Below are 19,670 nucleotides of genomic sequence, written 5' to 3'. Positions count from 1 at the left end.
TCAAGCGGTGTTTTCATGAAAATTGGCGAAATCGAGGCCCGTAGCGGCGCCAGCCGCCATACGCTGCGTTACTACGAGCAAATCGGCCTGATCTCACCGCAGCGGCGAACTAACAACTACCGCGTTTACACAGCACAAACGCTGCAGGACCTGGACTTTATCCAGCGCGCGCAAAGCATGGGCTTTTCCCTGGGGGAGATAGGCGAGATTCTGGAGGCGCAGCGCAACCAGATGATCGATTGTGCGGACGGCGCCAAGCTCATTGAAAGAAAAATGGCAGAGATCGAACAGAAAATCGCCAACCTCCAAAGCATTTATCGGTACCTGGATCAAGAGCGTGCAAACCTCGAAGCCAGTGCCGCCAGGCAACTTGAGCTTCAGCAACTCAACAGCTCTTCCATCTGATTGGAAATGCGCTACGAACTGAGCTGGCAGACCATGGACCTCGACGCACGGGGCTACGATGGCCAGCCAGCCGGCTCCTGCGACAACAGCCAATGTTGCGTCAGCCGCAATAACTAATTGCACGCCAGGGAATTGATAGCAGCCTAACGAAAGGTGCATGCTAGAGGGCTTGCTTGGCGCTTATATCATTCCGAATGATAGTTACCTTCGCTTCATTCGATTCGTGAGATACAACCCTGCCGAGCATCATCCGCCCATCTCAAATACAGTGGCGGATGCACCATGGACCAGTCAGTCAAACTCCTACGTTTTCCACTCGCCGTTCTCGCCGTGCTGGTGATGAGCGCGTGCGGCAAAGCCCCTGAGACCGCCTCCGCCCCGCCCGCTGCCAAAGTCAGCGTGGCCAAGGTGCTGGAACAGCCGGTCAACGAATGGGATGAATTCACCGGGCGCCTGGAAGCCCCGGAAACCGTGGAGATCCGACCTCGGGTCTCGGGCCAGATCGATCAGGTGGCCTTCACCGAAGGCGCCCTGGTGAAGAAAGGCGACCTGCTGTTCCAGATCGACCCACGGCCTTTCCAGGCTGAAGTACGCCGCCTCGAAGCCCAGCTGCAACAGGCTCGGGCCACCGCGACCCGCAGTGCCAACGAAGCCCAGCGCGGCCAGCGCCTGCTGACCAGCAACGCGATTTCCGCCGAGCTGGCCGACACCCGCACCAGCGCCGCCCAGGAAGCCCGGGCCGGGGTCGATGCGATCCAGGCCCAGTTGGACGTGGCCAAGCTCAACCTGAGTTTCACCCGGGTGGTGGCGCCCATCAGTGGCCGGGTCAGCCGCGCGCAGATCACCGCCGGCAACCTGGTGACCGCCGATGTCACCCCGCTCACCAGCCTGGTCTCCACCGACAAGGTCTACGCCTACTTCGACGCCGACGAGCGCGTGTACCTCAAGTACACCCAACTCGCCCGCCAGGGCCAGCGCGGCCAGACCACCCCGGTGTACCTGGGCCTGTCCAATGAAGAAGGCCACCCGCACCTGGGGCAGATGAACTTCGTCGACAACCAGGTCAACCCCAAGACCGGCACCATCCGTGGCCGCGCGGTGTTCGACAACAGCGACGGCAGCTACACCCCGGGCCTCTATGCGCGCCTGAAACTGGTGGGCAGTGGCACCTACTCGGCGATGCTGATCAACGACGAAGCCGTGGGCACCGACCTGGGCAAGAAGTTCGTGCTGGTGATGGACGCCGACAACAAACCGGCCTACCGCGCCGTGGAACTGGGGCCGAAGATCGAAGGCCTGCGCATCGTGCGCAACGGCCTGAGCAAGGACGACACCATCATCGTCAAGGGCTTGCAGCGGGCACGTCCCGGCGCACCGGTCACGCCTGAAGTGATCCCCATGGCCAGCAAGGAAACCCTCGCCGCCCTGGCCCAACAACGCCAAGCACTGGAAGCCAGCAACCTGCCGCAGGTCACCCCTGCCAAGGCGGCTCCGGCTGTGAAACTCGCCGCTGCGACACCGCGCGGTTAAGGGACGACTCTCAAGATGAATTTTTCCCAGTTCTTCATTTCAAGGCCGATCTTCGCCGCGGTGCTGTCGCTGCTGATCCTGATCGCCGGCGCCATCTCGCTGTTCCAGTTGCCCATCAGCGAATACCCGGAAGTGGTGCCGCCCACCGTGGTGGTGCGCGCCAACTTCCCGGGGGCCAACCCGAAAGTCATCGGTGAAACCGTGGCCGCGCCCCTGGAACAGGCGATCACCGGGGTCGAGAACATGCTCTACATGTCCTCGCAATCCACCGCTGACGGCAAGATCACCCTGACCATCACCTTCGCCCTGGGCACCGACCTGGACAACGCCCAGGTGCAGGTACAGAACCGCGTGACCCGTACCCAGCCCAAGCTGCCCGAAGAAGTGACGCGCATCGGTATTACCGTGGACAAGGCCTCTCCGGACCTGACCATGGTGGTCCACCTGACCTCGCCGGACAAACGCTACGACATGCTCTACCTGTCCAACTACGCCCTGCTCAACATCAAGGACGAGCTGGCGCGCCTGGGTGGCGTGGGGGATGTGCAACTGTTCGGCATGGGCGACTACTCGTTGCGGGTCTGGCTGGATCCGAACAAGACCGCTTCGCGCAACCTGACCGCCACCGACGTGGTCACCGCCATCCGTGAACAGAACCGCCAGGTCGCCGCCGGTGCCCTGGGCGCGCCGCCTGCGCCCACCGCCACCAGCTTCCAGCTGTCGGTCAACACCCAGGGCCGCCTGGTCACCGAGGAAGAGTTCGAGAACATCATCATCCGCTCCGGTGAGGACGGTGAGATCACCCGCCTGAAGGACATCGCCCGCATCGAGCTGGGGTCGAGCCAGTACGCTTTGCGTTCCCTGCTCAACAACCAGCCGGCGGTGGCGATCCCGATCTTCCAGCGTCCGGGCTCCAACGCCATCGAGATCTCCAATGAAGTGCGGGCCAAGATGGCCGAACTCAAGCAGAGCTTCCCGCAGGGCATGGACTTCAGCATCGTCTACGACCCGACCATCTTCGTCCGCGGCTCCATCGAGGCCGTGGTGCACACCCTGTTCGAAGCCCTGATCCTGGTAGTGCTGGTGGTGATCCTGTTCCTGCAGACCTGGCGTGCCTCGATCATCCCGCTGGTGGCCGTACCGGTGTCGCTGATCGGCACCTTCGCGGTGATGCACCTGTTCGGTTTCTCGCTCAATGCCCTGTCGCTGTTCGGCCTGGTGCTGGCCATCGGCATCGTGGTGGACGACGCCATCGTGGTGGTGGAGAACGTCGAACGTAACATCGGCCTGGGCCTGAACCCGGTGGAAGCCACCAAGCGTGCCATGCGTGAAGTGACCGGCCCGATCATCGCCACCGCCCTGGTGCTGTGTGCGGTGTTCGTACCGGCGGCCTTCATCAGTGGCCTGACCGGGCAGTTCTACAAGCAGTTCGCCCTGACCATTGCCATCTCCACGGTGATCTCGGCCTTCAACTCCCTGACCCTGTCGCCGGCCCTGGCCGCGGTACTGCTCAAGGAACACCATGCGCCCAAGGACCGCTTCTCGAAGATCCTCGACAAGCTGCTGGGGGGCTGGCTGTTCAAGCCGTTCAACCGCTTCTTCGATCGTGCCAGCCATGGTTACGTCGGCACCGTGCGCCGGGTCATCCGCGGCAGCGGCATCGCCCTGTTCCTCTATGCAGGCCTGATGGTGCTGACCTGGTTCGGCTTCGCCCACACCCCGACCGGTTTCGTCCCGGCCCAGGACAAGCAGTACCTGGTGGCCTTCGCCCAACTGCCAGACGCCGCCAGCCTGGACCGCACCGAAGACGTGATCAAGCGCATGTCCGACATCGCCCTGAAGCAGCCCGGCGTGGAAAGCGCGGTGGCCTTCCCCGGCCTTTCGATCAACGGTTTCACCAACAGCCCGAACAACGGCATCGTCTTCGTCACCTTGAAGCCCTTCGATGAGCGCAAGGACCCGAGCATGTCCGCCGGTGCCATCGCCGGCGCCCTGAACGGCAAGTACGCGGATATCCAGGACGCCTACATGGCGATCTTCCCACCGCCGCCGGTACAGGGGCTGGGAACCATCGGCGGCTTCCGCCTGCAGGTGGAGGACCGCAGCGGCCTGGGCTACGACGAGCTGTACAAGGAAGTGCAGAACGTCATCACCAAGAGCCGCAGCGTGCCGGAACTGGCCGGGCTGTTCACCAGCTACCAGGTCAACGTGCCCCAGGTGGATGCTGCCATCGACCGGGAAAAGGCCAAAACCCACGGCGTGGCGATCTCCGACATCTTCGACACCCTGCAGATCTACCTGGGTTCGTTGTATGCCAACGACTTCAACCGCTTTGGCCGCACCTACCAGGTCAATGTCCAGGCCGAGCAGCAGTTCCGTCTCGAACCCGAGCAGATCGGCCAGCTGAAAGTGCGCAACAACAAGGGCGAGATGATCCCCCTGGCCACCTTCATCAAGGTCAGCGACACCGCAGGTCCCGACCGCGTGATGCACTACAACGGTTTCGTCACCGCGGAAATCAACGGCGCAGCGGCCCCGGGCTACAGCTCCGGGCAAGCGGAAGCGGCGATCGAGAAACTGCTCAAGGAAGAACTGCCCAACGGCATGACCTACGAATGGACCGAGCTGACCTACCAGCAGATCCTGGCCGGTAACACCGCGCTGTTCGTCTTCCCGCTCTGCGTGCTGCTGGCCTTCCTGGTGCTGGCCGCTCAGTACGAAAGCTGGAGCCTGCCACTGGCGGTGATCCTGATCGTGCCCATGACCCTGCTGTCGGCCATTACCGGGGTGATCGTCTCCGGGGGCGACAACAACATCTTCACCCAGATCGGCCTGATCGTTCTGGTGGGCCTGGCCTGCAAGAACGCGATCCTGATCGTCGAGTTCGCCAAGGACAAGCAAGAGGAAGGCCTCGACCCGCTGGCCGCGGTGCTGGAAGCCTGCCGCCTGCGTCTGCGGCCGATCCTGATGACCTCCTTCGCCTTCATCATGGGCGTGGTGCCCCTGGTGATCTCCAGCGGCGCCGGTGCGGAAATGCGTCATGCCATGGGTGTCGCGGTGTTCTCCGGGATGCTCGGGGTGACCTTCTTCGGCCTGCTGCTGACTCCGGTGTTCTATGTACTGATCCGCAACTACGTGGAGCGCAGCGAGGCGCGCAAAGCCGCCCGTGCTCTGCAACTGGAGGCGCAACAATGAGTTCCAAAGTCTTCCTGCCGAGCCTGCTGGTGCTGGCCCTCGGTGCCTGCGCCGTCGGTCCGGACTACCAGACTCCAACCACCGAGGCGGCGCACATCAGCGCCGCCACCGATGGCGCTGCGGGCCAGAAGAACTTCGACCGCGCACGCTTCGAAGGCATCTGGTGGCAGCAGTTCGATGACCCGACTCTCAACCAGCTGGTGAGCAAATCGTTGCAGGGCAACCGTGAACTGCGGGTGGCCTTCGCCCGCCTGCGGGCCGCCCGGGCGATTCGCGATGACGCCAGCAATGACGCCATGCCCACCATCACCAGCCGCGCCAGCAGCGACCTGGCCAAGGGGCAGATCCCCGGCCAGACCACCAAGCGAGTGAACAGCGAGCGCTACGACCTGGGCCTGGACATGGCCTGGGAGCTGGACCTGTTCGGCCGCATCCAGCGCAACCTGGAAGCCACCGACGCCGACCAGCAGGCCGCCGAGGCCGACCTCTACCAACTGCAGGTGACCATGATCGCCGAGCTGGTGGACGCCTACGGCCAGTTGCGCGGCGCACAGCTGCGGGAAAAGATCGCCCTGGCCAACCTGGACAACCAGCAGGAGTCGCGCAAGATCACCGAAAGCCTGCGCGACGCCGGGGTCGGCGACCAGCTCGATGTGGTCCGCGCCGACGCCCGCCTGGCTTCGGTGGAAGCCAGCGTGCCGCAGTTGCAGGCCGAGCAGACCCGCCAGCGCAACCGCATCGCCACCCTGCTGGGTGAACGCCCGGACAAGCTCAGCGTCGACCTGTCGCCGGCGCAGTTGCCGGCCATTGCCAAGGCCCTGCCGATTGGCGACCCGGGGGAGCTGCTGCAACGCCGGCCAGACATTCTCAGCGCCGAACGCAAGCTGGCAGCGGCCACCGCGCGCATCGGCGTGGCCAAGGCCGACCTGTTCCCACGGGTCAGCCTCAGCGGCTTCCTCGGCTTCACTGCCGGGCGCGGTTCGCAGATCGGCTCCTCGGCGGCCAATGCCTGGGCCCTGGGCCCGAGCATCACCTGGGCGGCCTTCGACCTGGGCAGTGTGCGAGCCCGCCTGCGCGGCGCCGACGCCAATGCCGACGGTGCCCTGGCCAGCTACGAGCAGCAGGTGCTGCTGGCCCTGGAGGAATCGGAAAACGCCTTCAGCGACTACGGCAAGCGCCAGCAACGGCTGATCTCCCTGATTCGCCAGAGCGAATCCAGCCGCGCCGCAGCGGACCTGGCCGAGATTCGCTACCGCGAAGGCACCGTGGACTTCCTGGTGCTGCTCGATGCCCAGCGTGAACGCCTGGCCGCCGAGGACTCCCAGGCCCAGGCCGAAGTCGACCTGTACCGCGGCATCGTCGCCATCTACAAGGCCCTGGGTGGTGGCTGGCAACCGGAGACGGTAGCCAGCAAGTAAGGATTTGCAACGAGCTCCTTTGGTTGGCCGCAACCAACCAATGTTTGGCCCCGTGGATCATTCGGTCGCGGGGCTTTTTTTTGCCCGGCTCAAGGGCCTCTTCGCCGGCAAGCCGGCTCCTACAAGAGCCCGCGCAACGCATGGCCCCAAACGCATGGCCCCGAATACATGGCCCCGGTAGGAGCTGGCTTGCCAGCGAAGGCGCCCGCCAGAACACCGCCCACCCCAAGCCCATTGATAGAGGCCGTCGATCATGCGGTTGGCCATTGCGATTGGACAGCCTCACGGCGCGCTCCTACTCTTCACTCGCCGCGTAATCGCCCTGGCCTCAGCCCCCCATGATTGTCCGCCCCAAGCCGAACCTGATCGGCATCCTCTTCGCCCTCAAGGGCTCGATTGCCAAGCGCATTGCCCTGCGCTGCGTACTGGTCACACTGCTGGCCTCGGTGATCGTGCTGGTGGAAACCCTGCAACCGAGCTATTTCTCCAAGGTCAACGCCACACCCTTCACCCTGCTGGGGCTGTCGCTGTCGATCTTCATGAGCTTTCGCAACAACGCCTGCTACGACCGCTGGTGGGAAGGCCGCAAGCAATTGGGGCAGTTGATCATCGAGGTGCGTTCGCTGATCCGTGAAAGCCTGATCATCGACGGCCACCCCGAGCGCGAGGGCATGCTGCGCGACCTGTGCGGCTTTGCCCACAGCCTGATCGCCCGCCTGCGCCATGAAGACGAGGCCGCCGCCCTGCGCCCCTGGGCCCAGGCCAGCCTCGACCCCGGCCACCCGAACCTCACCGACGCGCAGTTGCAACGCATCGGCCAGCGCTGCTCGCAGTGGGCCCAGCAGGGGCTGATCAGCGAATGGCGCTACACCCAACTGGAAACCCGGCTGGTCAGCCTGAGCCTGGTGCAGGCCGCCTGCGAGCGGATCCAGAACACCCCGCTGCCCTTCCCCTACACCCTGCTGCTGCACCGCACCATCTACCTGTTCTGCATCCTCCTGCCGTTCGCCATGGCCGAGCCCCTGGGCTGGCTGACGCCGATCTTCACCGCCATTGTCAGCTACACCTTCCTGGGCCTGGACGAGATCGGCGACGACCTCGAAGACCCTTTCGGCTATGACGACAACGACCTGCCGTGCAGCGCTCTATTGCGCGGCCTGGAGCGCGAAGTCCTGGCGGCGCTGGGGCAAACCGAGCTGCCGCCGCTGCTGGAGCCGCAGGAGTACGTGCTGACCTGAACCGGGGTTTGACTCAAGCCGGTTCCTGACCGAAGCTTGCGCCTTCCAAAAGTCGCCAGCTTCCGGATTCCTGCATGTCCCAGCCCCGCCGCTACCTGCTGATCAGCCTGCTTACCGTCGTCGTCCTGGCCCTGGCCTGGAGCTTTCTGCGCAGCAGCCCGCCGCAGGTTCCCGAGGCCATCAAGCATGGCTACAGCGCGGCACTGGAAAAAGCCCGCAACGGCCAGCCTGGCGCGGCGCGCGTGCTCTACCAGCAGTTGGGCCGGCCCGACCTCGACGACCAGCAGCGCATTCGCCTGCTGGCAGTGCTGGCCAACTACCCCAGCCCCCAGGCATTGAAACTGGCGGACGCCGACCTCTATCACCCTTCCGCCGAGGTGCGCAAAGCAGCGATCAAGAGCGTGCTCGGCCTGGTGCCCAGCGGCCAGCGCAGCCTGCTGCTGGGGCCGTTGCTGGACGATCACGAACAGAGCGTGCGCTTCGCCGCGGTGGACGCCCTGCTGGGCCTGAGCCCCGACGACCAGGGCCTGTACTTCGGCCCGTTGCAGCAGGTGATCGACGAATACACCCAAGTGCTCAAGACCCGCGGCGACAACGTCGAGGCCCAGTACCAGCTGGCTCGCCTGTACCTGCACAATGCCGACCTGATCAAGGCCCAGCAGACCCTGGAACAGGCCCTGCGCCTGGCCCCGGACAACCTGCAGGCAGTGGTGCTGCAGATCGAAGTGCTGGACAAGCAGGGCCAGAGCGATGCCGCCCGGCAATTGCTGGCCAAGCAGTTGCAGGCACAGCAGGATTCGGCCTACCTGCAACATGCCCTGGGGCTCTGGCTGCTGCACCATGGCCAGGGTGAGTTCGCCCTGCTCGGCTTGTCCCGGGCGGTGGAACTGGAGCCTAACAACGCCGCCTACCGCTACGACCTGGCCACCACCCTGCACAGCGAACAGGAGCTGGAAGCGGCGCAGAAGCAACTGGAGGAAATCGTCCAGCGCCAGCCCTACAACCGCAAGGCGCGGGTGCTGCTGATCAGCTACTGGAAGGAAAGCGGCCAGTTGCAGAACGTCCAGGTCCTGCTGGCCCAGCTGGAACAGCAGAACCCCGACGACCCGGCCCTGCAGCAGGGCCTGTAGCCGCCCCCCGGGCCTGCTGCGTCGGAATGCCGCCCAAGCCGTTCGCAGCCTGCGCCAGCGGCTACAAGAGCCAGCACAAAACCTGTAGCCGCTGCCGAGCCTGCGAGGCTGCGAAAAGGCCCGCAGGGCCTTGCCTGGCAATCCCCAGCCGAACCTTTGGCACCCTTGCCCCCCTGCGCCTGCTGTGCTCAGCAGCGGCTCCACGGCGACAAAAGGTTGAACCGTGCCAGCGGCAGGCGGTCAAGTGATTTATCAGCGATATCAAGGTGCTCGACGCCGTCGCCGATCACTTGGACCTATTTGCGAGGGCATTGTTTGTCGACCTCATCTGCGTTGCTCAGCGAAAAAGCCGCCACCGGCATCGAAGGCCTGGACGATATTCTCTCCGGCGGATTGTCACGTAGCCATGTGTTCCTGCTGGAAGGCGAACCCGGTACCGGCAAGACCACCGTGGCCTTGCATTTTCTGCGGGCCGGCGCCGCCGCCGGCGAGCGCTGCCTGTACATCACCCTCTCGGAAACCGAGCGCGAGTTGCGCCAGGGCGCGCAATCCCACGGCTGGCAACTGGACGAGAACATCCACATCTTCGAGCTGATCCCGCCGGAAAGCCTGCTCAACGCCGAGCACCAGCAAAGCCTGCTGTACTCCTCGGACCTGGAGCTGGGGGAAGCCACGCGGCAGATCTTCGAAGTGGTGGAGCGGGTCAAGCCGACCCGGGTGGTGCTCGACAGCCTTTCGGAAATCCGCCTGCTGGCGCAAAGCTCCCTGCGCTACCGGCGGCAGATCCTGGCGATCAAGCACTACTTCGTGCGCTATGACGCCACCGTCCTGCTGCTGGACGACCTGACCACCGAATCCCTGGACAAGACCGTGCACAGCGTGGCCCACGGGGTGATCCGCCTGGAAGAACTGACCCCCAGCTACGGCGCCGAACGCCGGCGCATCCGGGTGGTGAAATACCGGGGCCAGAAGTACCGCGGCGGCTTCCATGACTTCACCATCATTGGCGACGGGGTCCAGGTGTTTCCACGCCTGGTGGCCGCCGAGCACCGCGGTCAATACCAGCGCCTGACCCTGACCAGCGGCATCACCGAGATGGACGCGCTGCTGGGGGGCGGCATCGAGACCGGCTCCAGCACCCTGATCCTCGGCCCCGCCGGCACCGGAAAATCGCTGATCTCGATGATCTTCGCCGCGGCCGCCGTAGCCAGGGGAGAGAAAGCCGCGCTGTTCATCTTCGACGAGGAACTGGGGCTGCTGTTCGAGCGCATGCGCAACATGGGCATCGACCTCAAGGCGCTGCAGGCCAGCGGCAACCTGATCATCGAACAGGTGGACGCCGCCGAGCTCTCGCCGGGGGAGCTGTCCCACCGGGTGCGGCGCTGCGTCGACCAGGAGCGGATCAAGACCGTGGTGATCGACAGCATCAACGGCTACCAGGCAGCGATGCCCGAGGAAAATGCCCTGGTGCTGCACATGCACGAATTGCTGCTGTACCTCAACCGCCAGGGCGCCGCCACCTTCATGACCGTGGCCCAGCATGGCCTGGTGGGCGACATGCAGGCCCCGGTGGACATCACCTACCTGGCCGACACCGTGGTCCTGCTGCGTTACTTCGAGGCCCTGGGCAAGGTGCGCCGGGCCATTTCCATCATCAAGAAACGCACCGGCAGCCACGAGTCGACCATTCGCGAATACCGCATCAGCGCTCGTGGCCTGACCATCGGCGAGCCCCTGGAAGCCTTCCAGGGCGTGCTGCGGGGCGTGCCCACCTACCTGGGCGAGAGCAAACCGCTGCTCAGGGATGAGGGCCAATGAGCCCCGACCTGGACTTTTCCGAACGGGCTCTGGTGCTCACGCCACACGGGCGTGACAGCCAACTGGCGCAGATGATGCTCAAGGAGGCCGGCTTCAACAGCCTGATCACCCCGCACCTGCCCGCCCTGTGCGAGCAGCTGGAGCACGGCGCCGGGCTGGTGATCATCGCCGCCGAAGCCTTGCGCGGGGTCGACCTGGAGCCCCTGCTGCGCCACCTGGAACAGCAACCGGCGTGGTCGGACCTGCCCATCGTGCTGCTGACCCAGCACGGCGGCCCCGAGCAGAACCCGGCATCGCGCTTCAGCGAGCCCCTGGGCAACGTCAGCTTTCTGGAACGGCCCTTCCACCCGGCGACCCTGATCAGCCTGGTCAGCGCCGCCCTGCGGGGCAGGCGCCGGCAGTACGACGCCCGCGACCGGCTGATCGACCTGAGCCAGAGCGAACTGCGCCTGCAACGCACCCTGGAGACCCTGGAACAGCAGGTGGAAGAACGCACCGCACAACTGCGGCACAACGAAGAAGCCCTGCGCCAGTCACAGAAAATGGAGGCCGTGGGGCAACTCACCGGCGGCATCGCCCACGACTTCAACAACATGCTCACCGGCATCATCGGCAGCCTGGAGCTGTTGCGCCGGCGCCTGGCCCGGGGCCGCACCGAGGACCTGGACAGCCTGATCGACCTGGGGGTGACCTCGGCCAACCGCGCCGCCGGCCTGACCCACCGCCTGCTGGCCTTCTCCAGGCGCCAGTCGCTGGACTCCAAGCCGGTGGAGATGAACGCCCTGGTGACCTCCATGGACGAGCTGCTGCAACGCAGCCTCAGCGAAAGCATCGAGCTGGACATGCGCCTGGACCCGCAGCTATGGGTGGCCGAAGCCGACCCCAACCAACTGGAAAGCGCCCTGCTCAACCTGGTGCTCAACGCCCGGGACGCCATGCCCAACGGCGGCCGGCTGCTGGTGGAAACCCTCAACCAGCGCCTGGCCCCGGACTTCGCCCAGGCCCACGACAACCTCAAGCCGGGGGACTACGTGCTGCTGCGAGTCAGCGACAACGGCTGCGGCATGCCCGAAGCGATCATCAACCGCGTGTTCGATCCGTTCTTCACCACCAAGCCCATCGGCCAGGGCACAGGGCTGGGGCTGTCGATGATCTACGGCTTCAGTAAGCAGTCCCGCGGCCATGTGACCCTCAACAGCACCCTGGGCCGGGGTACCGAGGTCAGCCTGTACCTGCCGCGTTTTGTCGGCGACCTGGAGCAGGCCGAACACCCTCTGGTGCAACAACCGCCCCATGCGCAGAACGGTGAAACCGTGCTGATCGTCGAGGACGACCCGGCGGTGCGGGTGCTGGTCTGTGCGGTGCTCAGCGAACTGGGCTACGCCTTTGTCGAAGCCGGCGATGCCCGCAGCGCCATGCCGATCCTCGACTCGGCGCAGCGCATCGACCTGCTGATCAGCGATGTCGGGCTGCCGGGCATGAATGGCCGGCAACTGGCGGAAATCGGGCGGCAGATCCGCCCGGAGCTCAAGGTCCTGTTCATCACCGGCTACGCCGAGCACGCGGCGGCCCGTGGTGGCTTTCTCGAACCCGGCATGCAACTGATCACCAAGCCGTTCACCTTCGACCTGCTGACCGCCAAGGTGCGGGAAATGATCCGCGACTGATAGCCGGGCTTCAAGCCAGCAATTGCTGGATCTGTTCCTGCAGGCTGTTGAGGTCGAAGGGCTTGGCCAGGATCGGCGCCTTGCGGGTGATGGGGCTGCCGCATTCGAGGATTTCGTTGGGGTAGCCGCTGATGAAAATCACCTTCAGATCCGGACGCAGCTTCACGGCGGGCTCGGCGATCATCACCCCGGTGATCCCGCCCGGCAGGCGGTAATCGGTGATCATCACGTCCAGGTGCGGCTTGCTGGCGAGAATCTCGAACGCCTGCTCGCCATTCTCGGCCTGCAGCACCCGGTATCCCAGGCCCGACAGGTAGTCGGCCAGAAGCATCAGGATCACTGGTTCATCTTCGACGATCAGTACGACGTCTTGTGCATCTTCACTCATGGAAAACCTTTGCTCGGTCAATTGCTGCTGTTACGACCATTGGGTCACGCAGAGGTTGCGTGCGCGTTACGCTTTTAATGATTCACCGGCCGACGGGCCTCTACAGCGGTAGGCTGACGCGAAACAGCGCGCCCTCGCCGATCCGGCTCTCGACACTGATGGCGCCGCCGTGGGCGGTGACGATCTGCTCGGAAATGAACAGCCCCAGGCCCAGCCCCGCCGCCACGTGGTTGGCGCTGACCCGTTCGAACTGCTGAAAAATACGCTTCTGGTTGTCTTCGCTGATACCGATGCCGTGGTCACGCACCTCGACCCGAGCCTCGCCGTCCTGGGCATAGACCCGCACTTCGATCGGGCTCTTGGCGCCGTAGCGCAGGGCGTTGGTCAGCAGGTTGGAAACCACCTGTTCGATGCGGAACTCGTCCCAGTTGCCCTCCAGGGGCTGCTCGGCCTGCAGGCTCAGGGACGACTGCGCCGCTTCCACCTGAGGCGCGAAGTTTTCCACCAGCCCGCGCACCAGCTGCGCCAGATCGAACCGCGAGGGGCGGATCGACAGCTTGCCGGTACGGATGCGCGAGATGTCCAGCATGTCCTCGATCAGGCGGATCAGGCTTTTGATCTGGCGCTCGTCGCGGTCGACCATGGCGTGCATCTTGTCCAGGCTGAAGGCCGCGGCGTTCTCCCGGGCCAGGTGCATCTTGCGCAGCTGGGTCTCGAGAATCAGGCCATTGAGCGGCGTACGCACTTCGTGGGCGACGATGGACATGAAGTCATCGCGCATGCGCACCGCCTGCTCCAGCTCGTTCTGAGTGGCCTGGAGCTTCTGGAGCAGCGCTTCCTGCTCGCGCCGGCTCTGCTCCAGGGCCTCGACCTGCTGCTTCATGGCCTTGCTCTGGCGGTACAGGTCGACGAATACGTTGACCTTGCTCTTCACCGCGTGGATGTCCAGGGGCTTGTGCAGAAAGTCCACCGCCCCGCTCTCGTAGCCCTTGAAGGCGTAGTTGAGCTCGCGCCCGGCGGCGCTGACGAAGACGATGGGAATGTTCTTGGTCTTCTCGGTGCCGCGCATCAGCTCGGCCAGCTCGAAGCCGTTCATGCCGGGCATCTGCACATCGAGGATAGCCATGGCGAACTCATGCTGGAGCAGCAGCGACAAGGCTTCGTCAGCCGACAGCGCCTTGTACACCGTACGGTCCTCGCGCTTGATCAGCGCCTCCAGGGCCAGCAGGTTCTCCGGCAGATCGTCGACGATCAGCAGCTTGGCTTGAATATTACTTAACATGGGTTCCTTCCAGCTCGGCAAGCAGACGGCTGATGCCGCGCAAAGGGAGAATGTAGTCCGGTTGATGCAGGGCCAGGGCGGCGTCCGGCATGGTCGAGACATGGGCCTCATTGGGGTCCTGGACGATGGTCAGGCCACCCTGGCGCTTGACCTCGGCCAGGCCGCGGGCGCCATCCTGGTTGGCCCCGGTCAGGAGCACCGCGGCCAGGTTCCGGCCATAGGCGTCGGCGGCGGACTCGAACAGGTAGTCGATGGCCGGGCGTGAGTGATGCAGGCGTTCTTCCTGGCTCAGGGACAGGCTGCGGTCCTGCTCCACCGACAGGTGATAGCCGGGCGCGGCGAAGTACAGGGTGCCAGGCACGATCTGCTCCTTGTCGTCGGCTTCCTTCACCGCCAGCGCCAGACGCCGGTCGAAGACTTCGGCCAGCTGGCTGCGGCGCTCGTCGGGCAGGTGCAGGACCACGATCACCGGCAGGCGGAAACCCTGGGCGAAACCGCTGAACAGCTTCAGCAAGGCTTCGACCCCACCCGCAGAGGCCCCTACCACGATCGCCTCGATCTGCGGCCAGAAACCCTGGCTGACAATCTCCTGGCTCATGTCTTGCGATAGATCCGTTCTTGTTTGACCAAGGGCTCGAAGTGCTTGCCATAGGCGGAGAAGTCCAGGGTTTCCTTGCTGCCCAGCACCAGGAACCCACGATGGCAGAGGGACTCGTGAAACAGTCCGAAGGCACGATCCTGCAATTTTTTATTGAAATAAATCAATACGTTACGACAAGAAATTAATTGAGTTTCAGAGAATACACTGTCGGTCGCCAGGCTGTGATCGGCGAAGGTCACGTTCTCGCGCAGGCTCTTGTCGAAGATCGCGTAGTCGTAGGCCGCGGTGTAGTAGTCGGCAAAGGAGCGCTGGCCGCCGGCCTGCTGGTAGTTGTGGGTGTAGGCCCGCACGTTCTCCAGGGAAAAGATGCCTTGCTTGGCCTTCTCCAGGGAGCTGGGGTTGATGTCGGTGGCATAGATGATGGTGCGCTCCAGCAGCCCCTCTTCGCGCAGCAGGATGGCCATCGAGTAGACCTCCTCCCCGGTGCTGCAGCCGGCGATCCAGATCTTGATCGAAGGATAGGTCTTGAGCAGCGGCACCACCTCCTGGCGGATCGCCAGAAAGTGCGACGGGTCGCGAAACATCTCGCTCACCGGAATGGTCAGGAACTGCAGCAACTGCATGAACGCGGTGGGGTCGTGCAGCACCCGCTCCTGCAACGCAGAAATGGTCTTGCATTCGAACTGGCGCAAAGCGTGGTTGACCCGGCGCTTGATCGAGGCACCTGAGTAGTCGCGGAAGTCGTAGCTGTACTTGAGGTAAATAGCTTCGATCAGCAAACGCAGTTCGATCTCGGTATTACGCTCCACTAAATTCTTTCCATCTTGGGTAGCCACACACGGATAAGGGAAAACAGCCGGTCCAGGTCAATGGGCTTGGCCAGGTAATCGTTGGAGCCGGCCTGCAGGCAGCGCTCCTGGTCATCCTTCATGGCCTTGGCGGTGACCGCGATGATCGGCAGCTTGCGCCAGCGCGGATCCTTGCGGATCTGCACCGTGGCTTCGAAACCGTCCATCTCCGGCATCATCACGTCCATCAGCACCAGGTCGATATCCTCGACCTCATTGAGCCTGGCAATGGCTTCATGGCCGTTACGGCCGATCACCACTACCGCGCCCTTGTGTTCCAGGGCGCTGGTCAGGGCGAAGATGTTGCGCACGTCATCATCCACCAGGAGGATCTTGCGGCCCTCGAAGACCTTGTCGCGGCTGCGGGCGGTCTTGAGCATCTTCTGCCGTTCATGGGACAGCTGGGATTCGACTTTGTGCAGAAAAAGCGTCACTTCATCCAGCAGGCGCTCCGGCGAACGCGCGCCCTTGATGATGATCGAGCGCGAATACTTGCGCAGCTCGGCCTCTTCATCCCGGGTCAGGTTGCGCCCGGTGTAGACGATCACCGGCGGGAAGGAGCAGATATCCTCGGTGGACATGCGCTTGAGCAGGTCGTTGCCGAGCATGTCCGGCAGCTTGAGGTCGATGACCATGCAGTCGTAGACGTTCTCGCGCAGCAGGTCCAGAGCCTCCTGGGCCAGGCCCACGGCGGTGATCTCGATGTCATCGTCACCGATCAACCGGGCAATGCTGTCGCGTTGCAGGTCGTCGTCCTCCACCAGCAGCACGCGCTTGACCTTCTGCGTCAGCTTGGCTTCCAGGCGGGCGAAGACATCCTTGAGCTCCTCGCGGGTGGTGGGTTTCACCGCATAGCCCACGGCGCCCATGTGCATGGCCGCTTCCACCCGGTCTTCCACCGAAATCACGTGCACCGGGATGTGCCGGGTCTGGGCGTTCTCCTTGAGGCGCTGCAACACGGTCAGGCCGGAGTGGTCCGGCAGGCGCATGTCCAGCAGGATGGCGTCCGGGATGAACTGGGCAGCCAGGCTGTAACCTTCGTCGGCGCCGTGGGCCACCAGGCAGTGGTAACCCAGCTCGTGGGCCAGGTCGAAGAGGATGTGGGCAAAGTTCGCCTCATCTTCCACCACCAGGATGCAACGACTGCTGAATGGCGCCTTGTCGCGGTCATCGGCGAAGCGCGGAATGTCCGCCCCCGGGGCCTCGGCCACCGGCTGCGGCAGGCTGGCAGGCTGAGGCGCGACCACGGGCGCGACTGGGGCCGGCGGCGCCACCAGCGGCTCGGCGGCCTCCTGGTACTGCTCCGGCAGCACCAGGGTGAAGATACTGCCGCGGCCGGGTTCGCTGCTGACGCTGATGGAGCCGCCGAGCAGGGTCGCCAGATCCCGGGAGATCGACAGCCCCAGGCCGGTGCCGCCATAACGCCGGTTGGTGGTGCCGTCGGCCTGGCGGAAGGCCTCGAAGATGCTTTGCTGCTGATCCTGGGCAATGCCGATCCCCGAATCCTGCACGGCAAAGGCGATACCGGCCCCCGGCTGAGCGGACACCGTGAGGCTCACCTGGCCCTTCTCGGTGAACTTGACCGCATTGGACAGCAGGTTCTTGAGAATCTGCTCGACCCGCTGGCGGTCGGTGAACAGCATCTGCGGCGCTCCCGGTTGCAGCTCCACCTTGAATTCCAGGCCCTTGTCCTGGGTCAGCGGCTGGAACAGGCTGCGCAGCCCGTCCACCAGGCGCGGCACGCTGGCGTTCTCCGGGCGCACTTCGAGCTTGCCGGCCTCGACCTTGGAGATGTCGAGGATGTCGTTGATCAGGTTCAGCAGGTCATTGCCCGCGGAATAGATCGACTCGGCGAACTTGACCTGCTCGGGGCTGAGGTTTTCCTGGGGGTTTTCCGCCAGCAGCTTGGCCAGGATCAGCGAGCTGTTGAGCGGCGTGCGCAGCTCGTGGGACATGTTGGCAAGGAACTCGGACTTGTACTTGCTGGAGCGCTGCAACTCTTCGGCGCGCTCCTCGAGCTGGGTCTGGGCCTCGTTAAGCTCGTTGTTCTTGCGGTCCATGGCGTCGCGCTGATCGGCCAGGATCTGCGCCTGCTCCGCCAGTTGCTCGTTGGTCTGCTCCAGCTCCACCTGCTGGGTTTCCAGGTGCACCTGGGATTCCTTGAGGATCCGCGACTGCTCTTCCAGCTCCTCGTTGGCGGTCTTGAGCTCTTCTTGCTGCACTTGCAGCTCTTCATTGAGCTGCTGGGTCTCGGCCAGCACTTCCTGCAGGCGCTGGCGATAACGCGCGGCCTCGATGGAGGTGCCGATATTGCCGGCAATCAGTTCCAGCAGCTCGACGTCGCGCTCGCTCAAAGCCCGCAGGAAGCCCAGCTCGATCACCCCGTTGACCCGGTCGTCGTCACGGGTCGGCACCACCAGCACGCTGCGCGGCGAACCATCGCCCAGGCCGGAGCTGACCTTGAAGTAATCGGCGGGCACCTCGTCCAGACGGATCAGGCGCTTGTGCTGCGCGGCCTGCCCCACCAGCCCTTCGTCACTGTACAGCGACTGTTCCTGGGCTTCCTGTTCCCGGGAGAAACCATAGGACGCCACGCGCCTGAGGCCACCGTGCTCTTCGCGCACATAGAGCGCCGCCACCGGTGTGCCCAGGTACTGGGCGCAGAATTGCAGGATGTTGCGCCCCAGCAGGTTCAGGCTCAGCTGGCCGAGCATCTGCTCGGCCAGTTCGGTCTGGCCGTTGCGCAGCCAGGCCTGCTGTTCCAGGCGCCGGGCGCTCTTTTCCTGGGCTTCGAGGTTGTCGCTGTAGCTCTTGGACAGTGCCAGCAGGTCACGACGGCCGATGTAGGCCAGCAGCGCGCTGATGCCCACCACGAACAGCAGGTACAGCACCACGCTGAAAATGGTGGTGCGCGTAACGTTCTCGTTACGCTCCAGGCGCAACTGCTGCTCCATGGCCACCGCGTCGTCGTATTCCTTGCGGATCTCGTCAGTCAGGCGCTTACCACGCCCGGCCTGCACCGCCCCGCGGTAATCACCGCTCTGGCGGCGCAGGTCGATCATGCCCTGGGCAAAGTTGTTCCACTCCACCTGCAGGGCTTCCAGGCGCTTGAGCCGGTCCACCTGCTGCGGGTTGTCCGCCACCAGCTCCTGCAAGCTGCGCAGTTCGCTGACGATGCGCGGCTTGGCCACTTCGTAGGGGTCCAGAAAGTGCTCGTCGCCAGTGATCAGGAAGCCGCGCATGCCGGTTTCCAGGTCGATGGTCAGGCGCGCCGACTCGTTGAGGTTGTTGATCACTCGATCAGTGTGCTGCACCCACTGGATGACCGAGAGCAGGTAGGTGATCAGGGACACGAAAAAAATCGCGCTGAGTACACCGACACCCAGCGGCAGGCTGATGTTGCGGGTCAGCAGCTTGCGGAAACTCTGTTCATCAACCGAGGACGGACGAATCATTTGATGGGCCTTGGCGCTGGTGAAAAAAAACGAAGTTTGCCCCACATTCAGCCAGGACAGCTATTTTTTATAACCAAGGTAGCGCTCGCTTGCGATTTGTCCTGCCGTGGGACAAAGGAAGCGGTTATTCTTGCCGACGCTTGTACAAGGGGAATTTTTTGTACAGCTTCGGGAACTTGTGGCAAGCCGGCACTTACTGATGCACAGGGCTGACTGCCGCACTGCCCCGCCGAATTCATTTCTTGAGAGTGTCCCTATGCCCGCCAGCGCCTCCACCATCCTAGTCGTCGAAGACGATGCCATCGTGCGCATGCTGATTGTCGATGTCCTTGAAGAACTGGAGTTCAGCGTGCTGGAGGCCGACGGCAGCGAAGCGGCCCTGAGCCTGCTGGAGGACGCCGGGCAACATATCGACCTGCTGATGACCGATGTCGGCCTGCCCGGGATGAACGGCCGCGAGCTGGCGGAGCGTGCCCGCACCCTGCGGCCGCAGTTGCCGGTGCTGTTCGCCAGTGGTTACGCCGAGTCCATCGAGGTGCCGGCCGGCATGTCGGTCATCGGCAAGCCGTTTTCCATCGACCAACTGCGCGACAAGGTGCGCAGCATTCTCGGCTGAGGCCAGGCAGCCTGCTCGGGCGCTGGCGCGCTGTGGTTTAATGGCGGCCTTTTTTGCCCCCCGCCTGCCAGGAATGCCC

General features: G+C 64.1%; 14 protein-coding genes. 9 read left to right on the top strand and 5 right to left on the bottom strand.

Features of this window, described 5'->3' with window-relative positions:
• Positions 1-15: 15 nt before the first annotated feature.
• The 8 genes from BM382_RS02350 to BM382_RS02315 all read left to right on the top strand — a co-directional run bounded on the left by BM382_RS02350 (position 16) and on the right by BM382_RS02315 (position 12,401).
• Positions 16-405: a MerR family transcriptional regulator gene (locus BM382_RS02350; RefSeq protein WP_019095332.1), complete on the top strand. Its 390-nt coding sequence runs from the start codon at positions 16-18 to the stop codon at positions 403-405.
• A gap of 282 nt (positions 406-687) precedes the next feature.
• The gene (gene mexE / locus BM382_RS02345; protein ID WP_011061523.1) at positions 688-1,935 is read left to right on the top strand and encodes a multidrug efflux RND transporter periplasmic adaptor subunit MexE; all 1,248 of its coding nucleotides are present in this window, start codon (positions 688-690) and stop codon (positions 1,933-1,935) included.
• Positions 1,936-1,950: 15 nt separating this feature from the next.
• The gene (locus BM382_RS02340) at positions 1,951-5,130 is read left to right on the top strand and encodes an efflux RND transporter permease subunit (protein ID WP_011061524.1); all 3,180 of its coding nucleotides are present in this window, start codon (positions 1,951-1,953) and stop codon (positions 5,128-5,130) included.
• Positions 5,127-6,548, top strand: coding sequence for an efflux transporter outer membrane subunit (locus BM382_RS02335; protein WP_072441696.1), 1,422 nt, complete (start codon positions 5,127-5,129; stop codon positions 6,546-6,548). Before BM382_RS02340 ends, BM382_RS02335 begins: the two co-directional genes overlap by 4 nt.
• Before the next feature lie 338 nt (positions 6,549-6,886).
• On the top strand, positions 6,887-7,786 hold the full coding sequence (locus BM382_RS02330) for a bestrophin family protein (protein ID WP_011061526.1): 900 nt from the start codon (positions 6,887-6,889) through the stop codon (positions 7,784-7,786).
• Between the two features lie 74 nt (positions 7,787-7,860).
• Positions 7,861-8,916 (top strand): tetratricopeptide repeat protein, encoded by a 1,056-nt coding sequence (locus BM382_RS02325; RefSeq protein WP_011061527.1) that lies wholly within the window; start codon positions 7,861-7,863, stop codon positions 8,914-8,916.
• A gap of 315 nt (positions 8,917-9,231) precedes the next feature.
• Entirely contained in the window at positions 9,232-10,734 is a 1,503-nt protein-coding gene (locus BM382_RS02320; RefSeq protein WP_072441694.1) for an ATPase domain-containing protein, read from the top strand.
• Positions 10,731-12,401, top strand: coding sequence for an ATP-binding protein (locus tag BM382_RS02315; protein ID WP_011061529.1), 1,671 nt, complete (start codon positions 10,731-10,733; stop codon positions 12,399-12,401). Before BM382_RS02320 ends, BM382_RS02315 begins: the two co-directional genes overlap by 4 nt.
• Positions 12,402-12,411: 10 nt before the next feature.
• On the opposite strand, the gene BM382_RS02310 is transcribed toward BM382_RS02315, so the two are convergent.
• The 5 genes from BM382_RS02310 to BM382_RS02290 all read right to left on the bottom strand — a co-directional run bounded on the left by BM382_RS02310 (position 12,412) and on the right by BM382_RS02290 (position 18,975).
• The gene (locus tag BM382_RS02310) at positions 12,412-12,789 is read right to left on the bottom strand and encodes a response regulator (RefSeq protein ID WP_011061530.1); all 378 of its coding nucleotides are present in this window, start codon (positions 12,787-12,789) and stop codon (positions 12,412-12,414) included.
• Positions 12,790-12,889: 100 nt separating this feature from the next.
• Entirely contained in the window at positions 12,890-14,071 is a 1,182-nt protein-coding gene (locus tag BM382_RS02305; protein ID WP_011061531.1) for a hybrid sensor histidine kinase/response regulator, read from the bottom strand.
• The gene (locus BM382_RS02300; protein WP_011061532.1) at positions 14,061-14,669 is read right to left on the bottom strand and encodes a chemotaxis protein CheB; all 609 of its coding nucleotides are present in this window, start codon (positions 14,667-14,669) and stop codon (positions 14,061-14,063) included. The genes BM382_RS02305 and BM382_RS02300 overlap by 11 nt, the downstream gene beginning before the upstream one ends.
• Positions 14,666-15,481, bottom strand: coding sequence for a CheR family methyltransferase (locus tag BM382_RS02295; protein ID WP_011061533.1), 816 nt, complete (start codon positions 15,479-15,481; stop codon positions 14,666-14,668). Before BM382_RS02295 ends, BM382_RS02300 begins: the two co-directional genes overlap by 4 nt.
• Positions 15,481-18,975: a response regulator gene (locus tag BM382_RS02290; RefSeq protein ID WP_011061534.1), complete on the bottom strand. Its 3,495-nt coding sequence runs from the start codon at positions 18,973-18,975 to the stop codon at positions 15,481-15,483. Before BM382_RS02290 ends, BM382_RS02295 begins: the two co-directional genes overlap by 1 nt.
• A gap of 256 nt (positions 18,976-19,231) precedes the next feature.
• Here BM382_RS02290 and BM382_RS02285 point away from each other — a divergent pair, with 256 nt between their 5' ends.
• Complete coding sequence (locus BM382_RS02285) at positions 19,232-19,591, top strand: response regulator (RefSeq protein ID WP_011061535.1); 360 nt, start codon at positions 19,232-19,234, stop codon at positions 19,589-19,591.
• Positions 19,592-19,670: the final 79 nt, after the last annotated feature.

Source organism: Pseudomonas sp. NFPP25, assembly GCF_900116505.1.
Taxonomy (GTDB): domain Bacteria; phylum Pseudomonadota; class Gammaproteobacteria; order Pseudomonadales; family Pseudomonadaceae; genus Aquipseudomonas; species Aquipseudomonas protegens.
This window is presented reverse-complemented; position numbering and strand designations above follow the sequence as displayed.

Bases quoted from the DNA above. Each gene is read 5' to 3' on its own strand.
- BM382_RS02310 (WP_011061530.1), bottom strand. From the start codon at position 12,789: ATGAGTGAAGATGCACAAGACGTCGTACTGATCGTCGAAGATGAACCA.
- BM382_RS02305 (WP_011061531.1), bottom strand. From the start codon at position 14,071: ATGTTAAGTAATATTCAAGCCAAGCTGCTGATCGTCGACGATCTGCCG.
- BM382_RS02285 (WP_011061535.1), top strand. From the start codon at position 19,232: ATGCCCGCCAGCGCCTCCACCATCCTAGTCGTCGAAGACGATGCCATC.
- BM382_RS02340 (WP_011061524.1), top strand. From the start codon at position 1,951: ATGAATTTTTCCCAGTTCTTCATTTCAAGGCCGATCTTCGCCGCGGTG.
- BM382_RS02325 (WP_011061527.1), top strand. From the start codon at position 7,861: ATGTCCCAGCCCCGCCGCTACCTGCTGATCAGCCTGCTTACCGTCGTC.
- BM382_RS02290 (WP_011061534.1), bottom strand. From the start codon at position 18,975: ATGATTCGTCCGTCCTCGGTTGATGAACAGAGTTTCCGCAAGCTGCTG.
- mexE (WP_011061523.1), top strand. From the start codon at position 688: ATGGACCAGTCAGTCAAACTCCTACGTTTTCCACTCGCCGTTCTCGCC.
- BM382_RS02350 (WP_019095332.1), top strand. From the start codon at position 16: ATGAAAATTGGCGAAATCGAGGCCCGTAGCGGCGCCAGCCGCCATACG.
- BM382_RS02330 (WP_011061526.1), top strand. From the start codon at position 6,887: ATGATTGTCCGCCCCAAGCCGAACCTGATCGGCATCCTCTTCGCCCTC.
- BM382_RS02335 (WP_072441696.1), top strand. From the start codon at position 5,127: ATGAGTTCCAAAGTCTTCCTGCCGAGCCTGCTGGTGCTGGCCCTCGGT.
- BM382_RS02300 (WP_011061532.1), bottom strand. From the start codon at position 14,669: ATGAGCCAGGAGATTGTCAGCCAGGGTTTCTGGCCGCAGATCGAGGCG.
- BM382_RS02315 (WP_011061529.1), top strand. From the start codon at position 10,731: ATGAGCCCCGACCTGGACTTTTCCGAACGGGCTCTGGTGCTCACGCCA.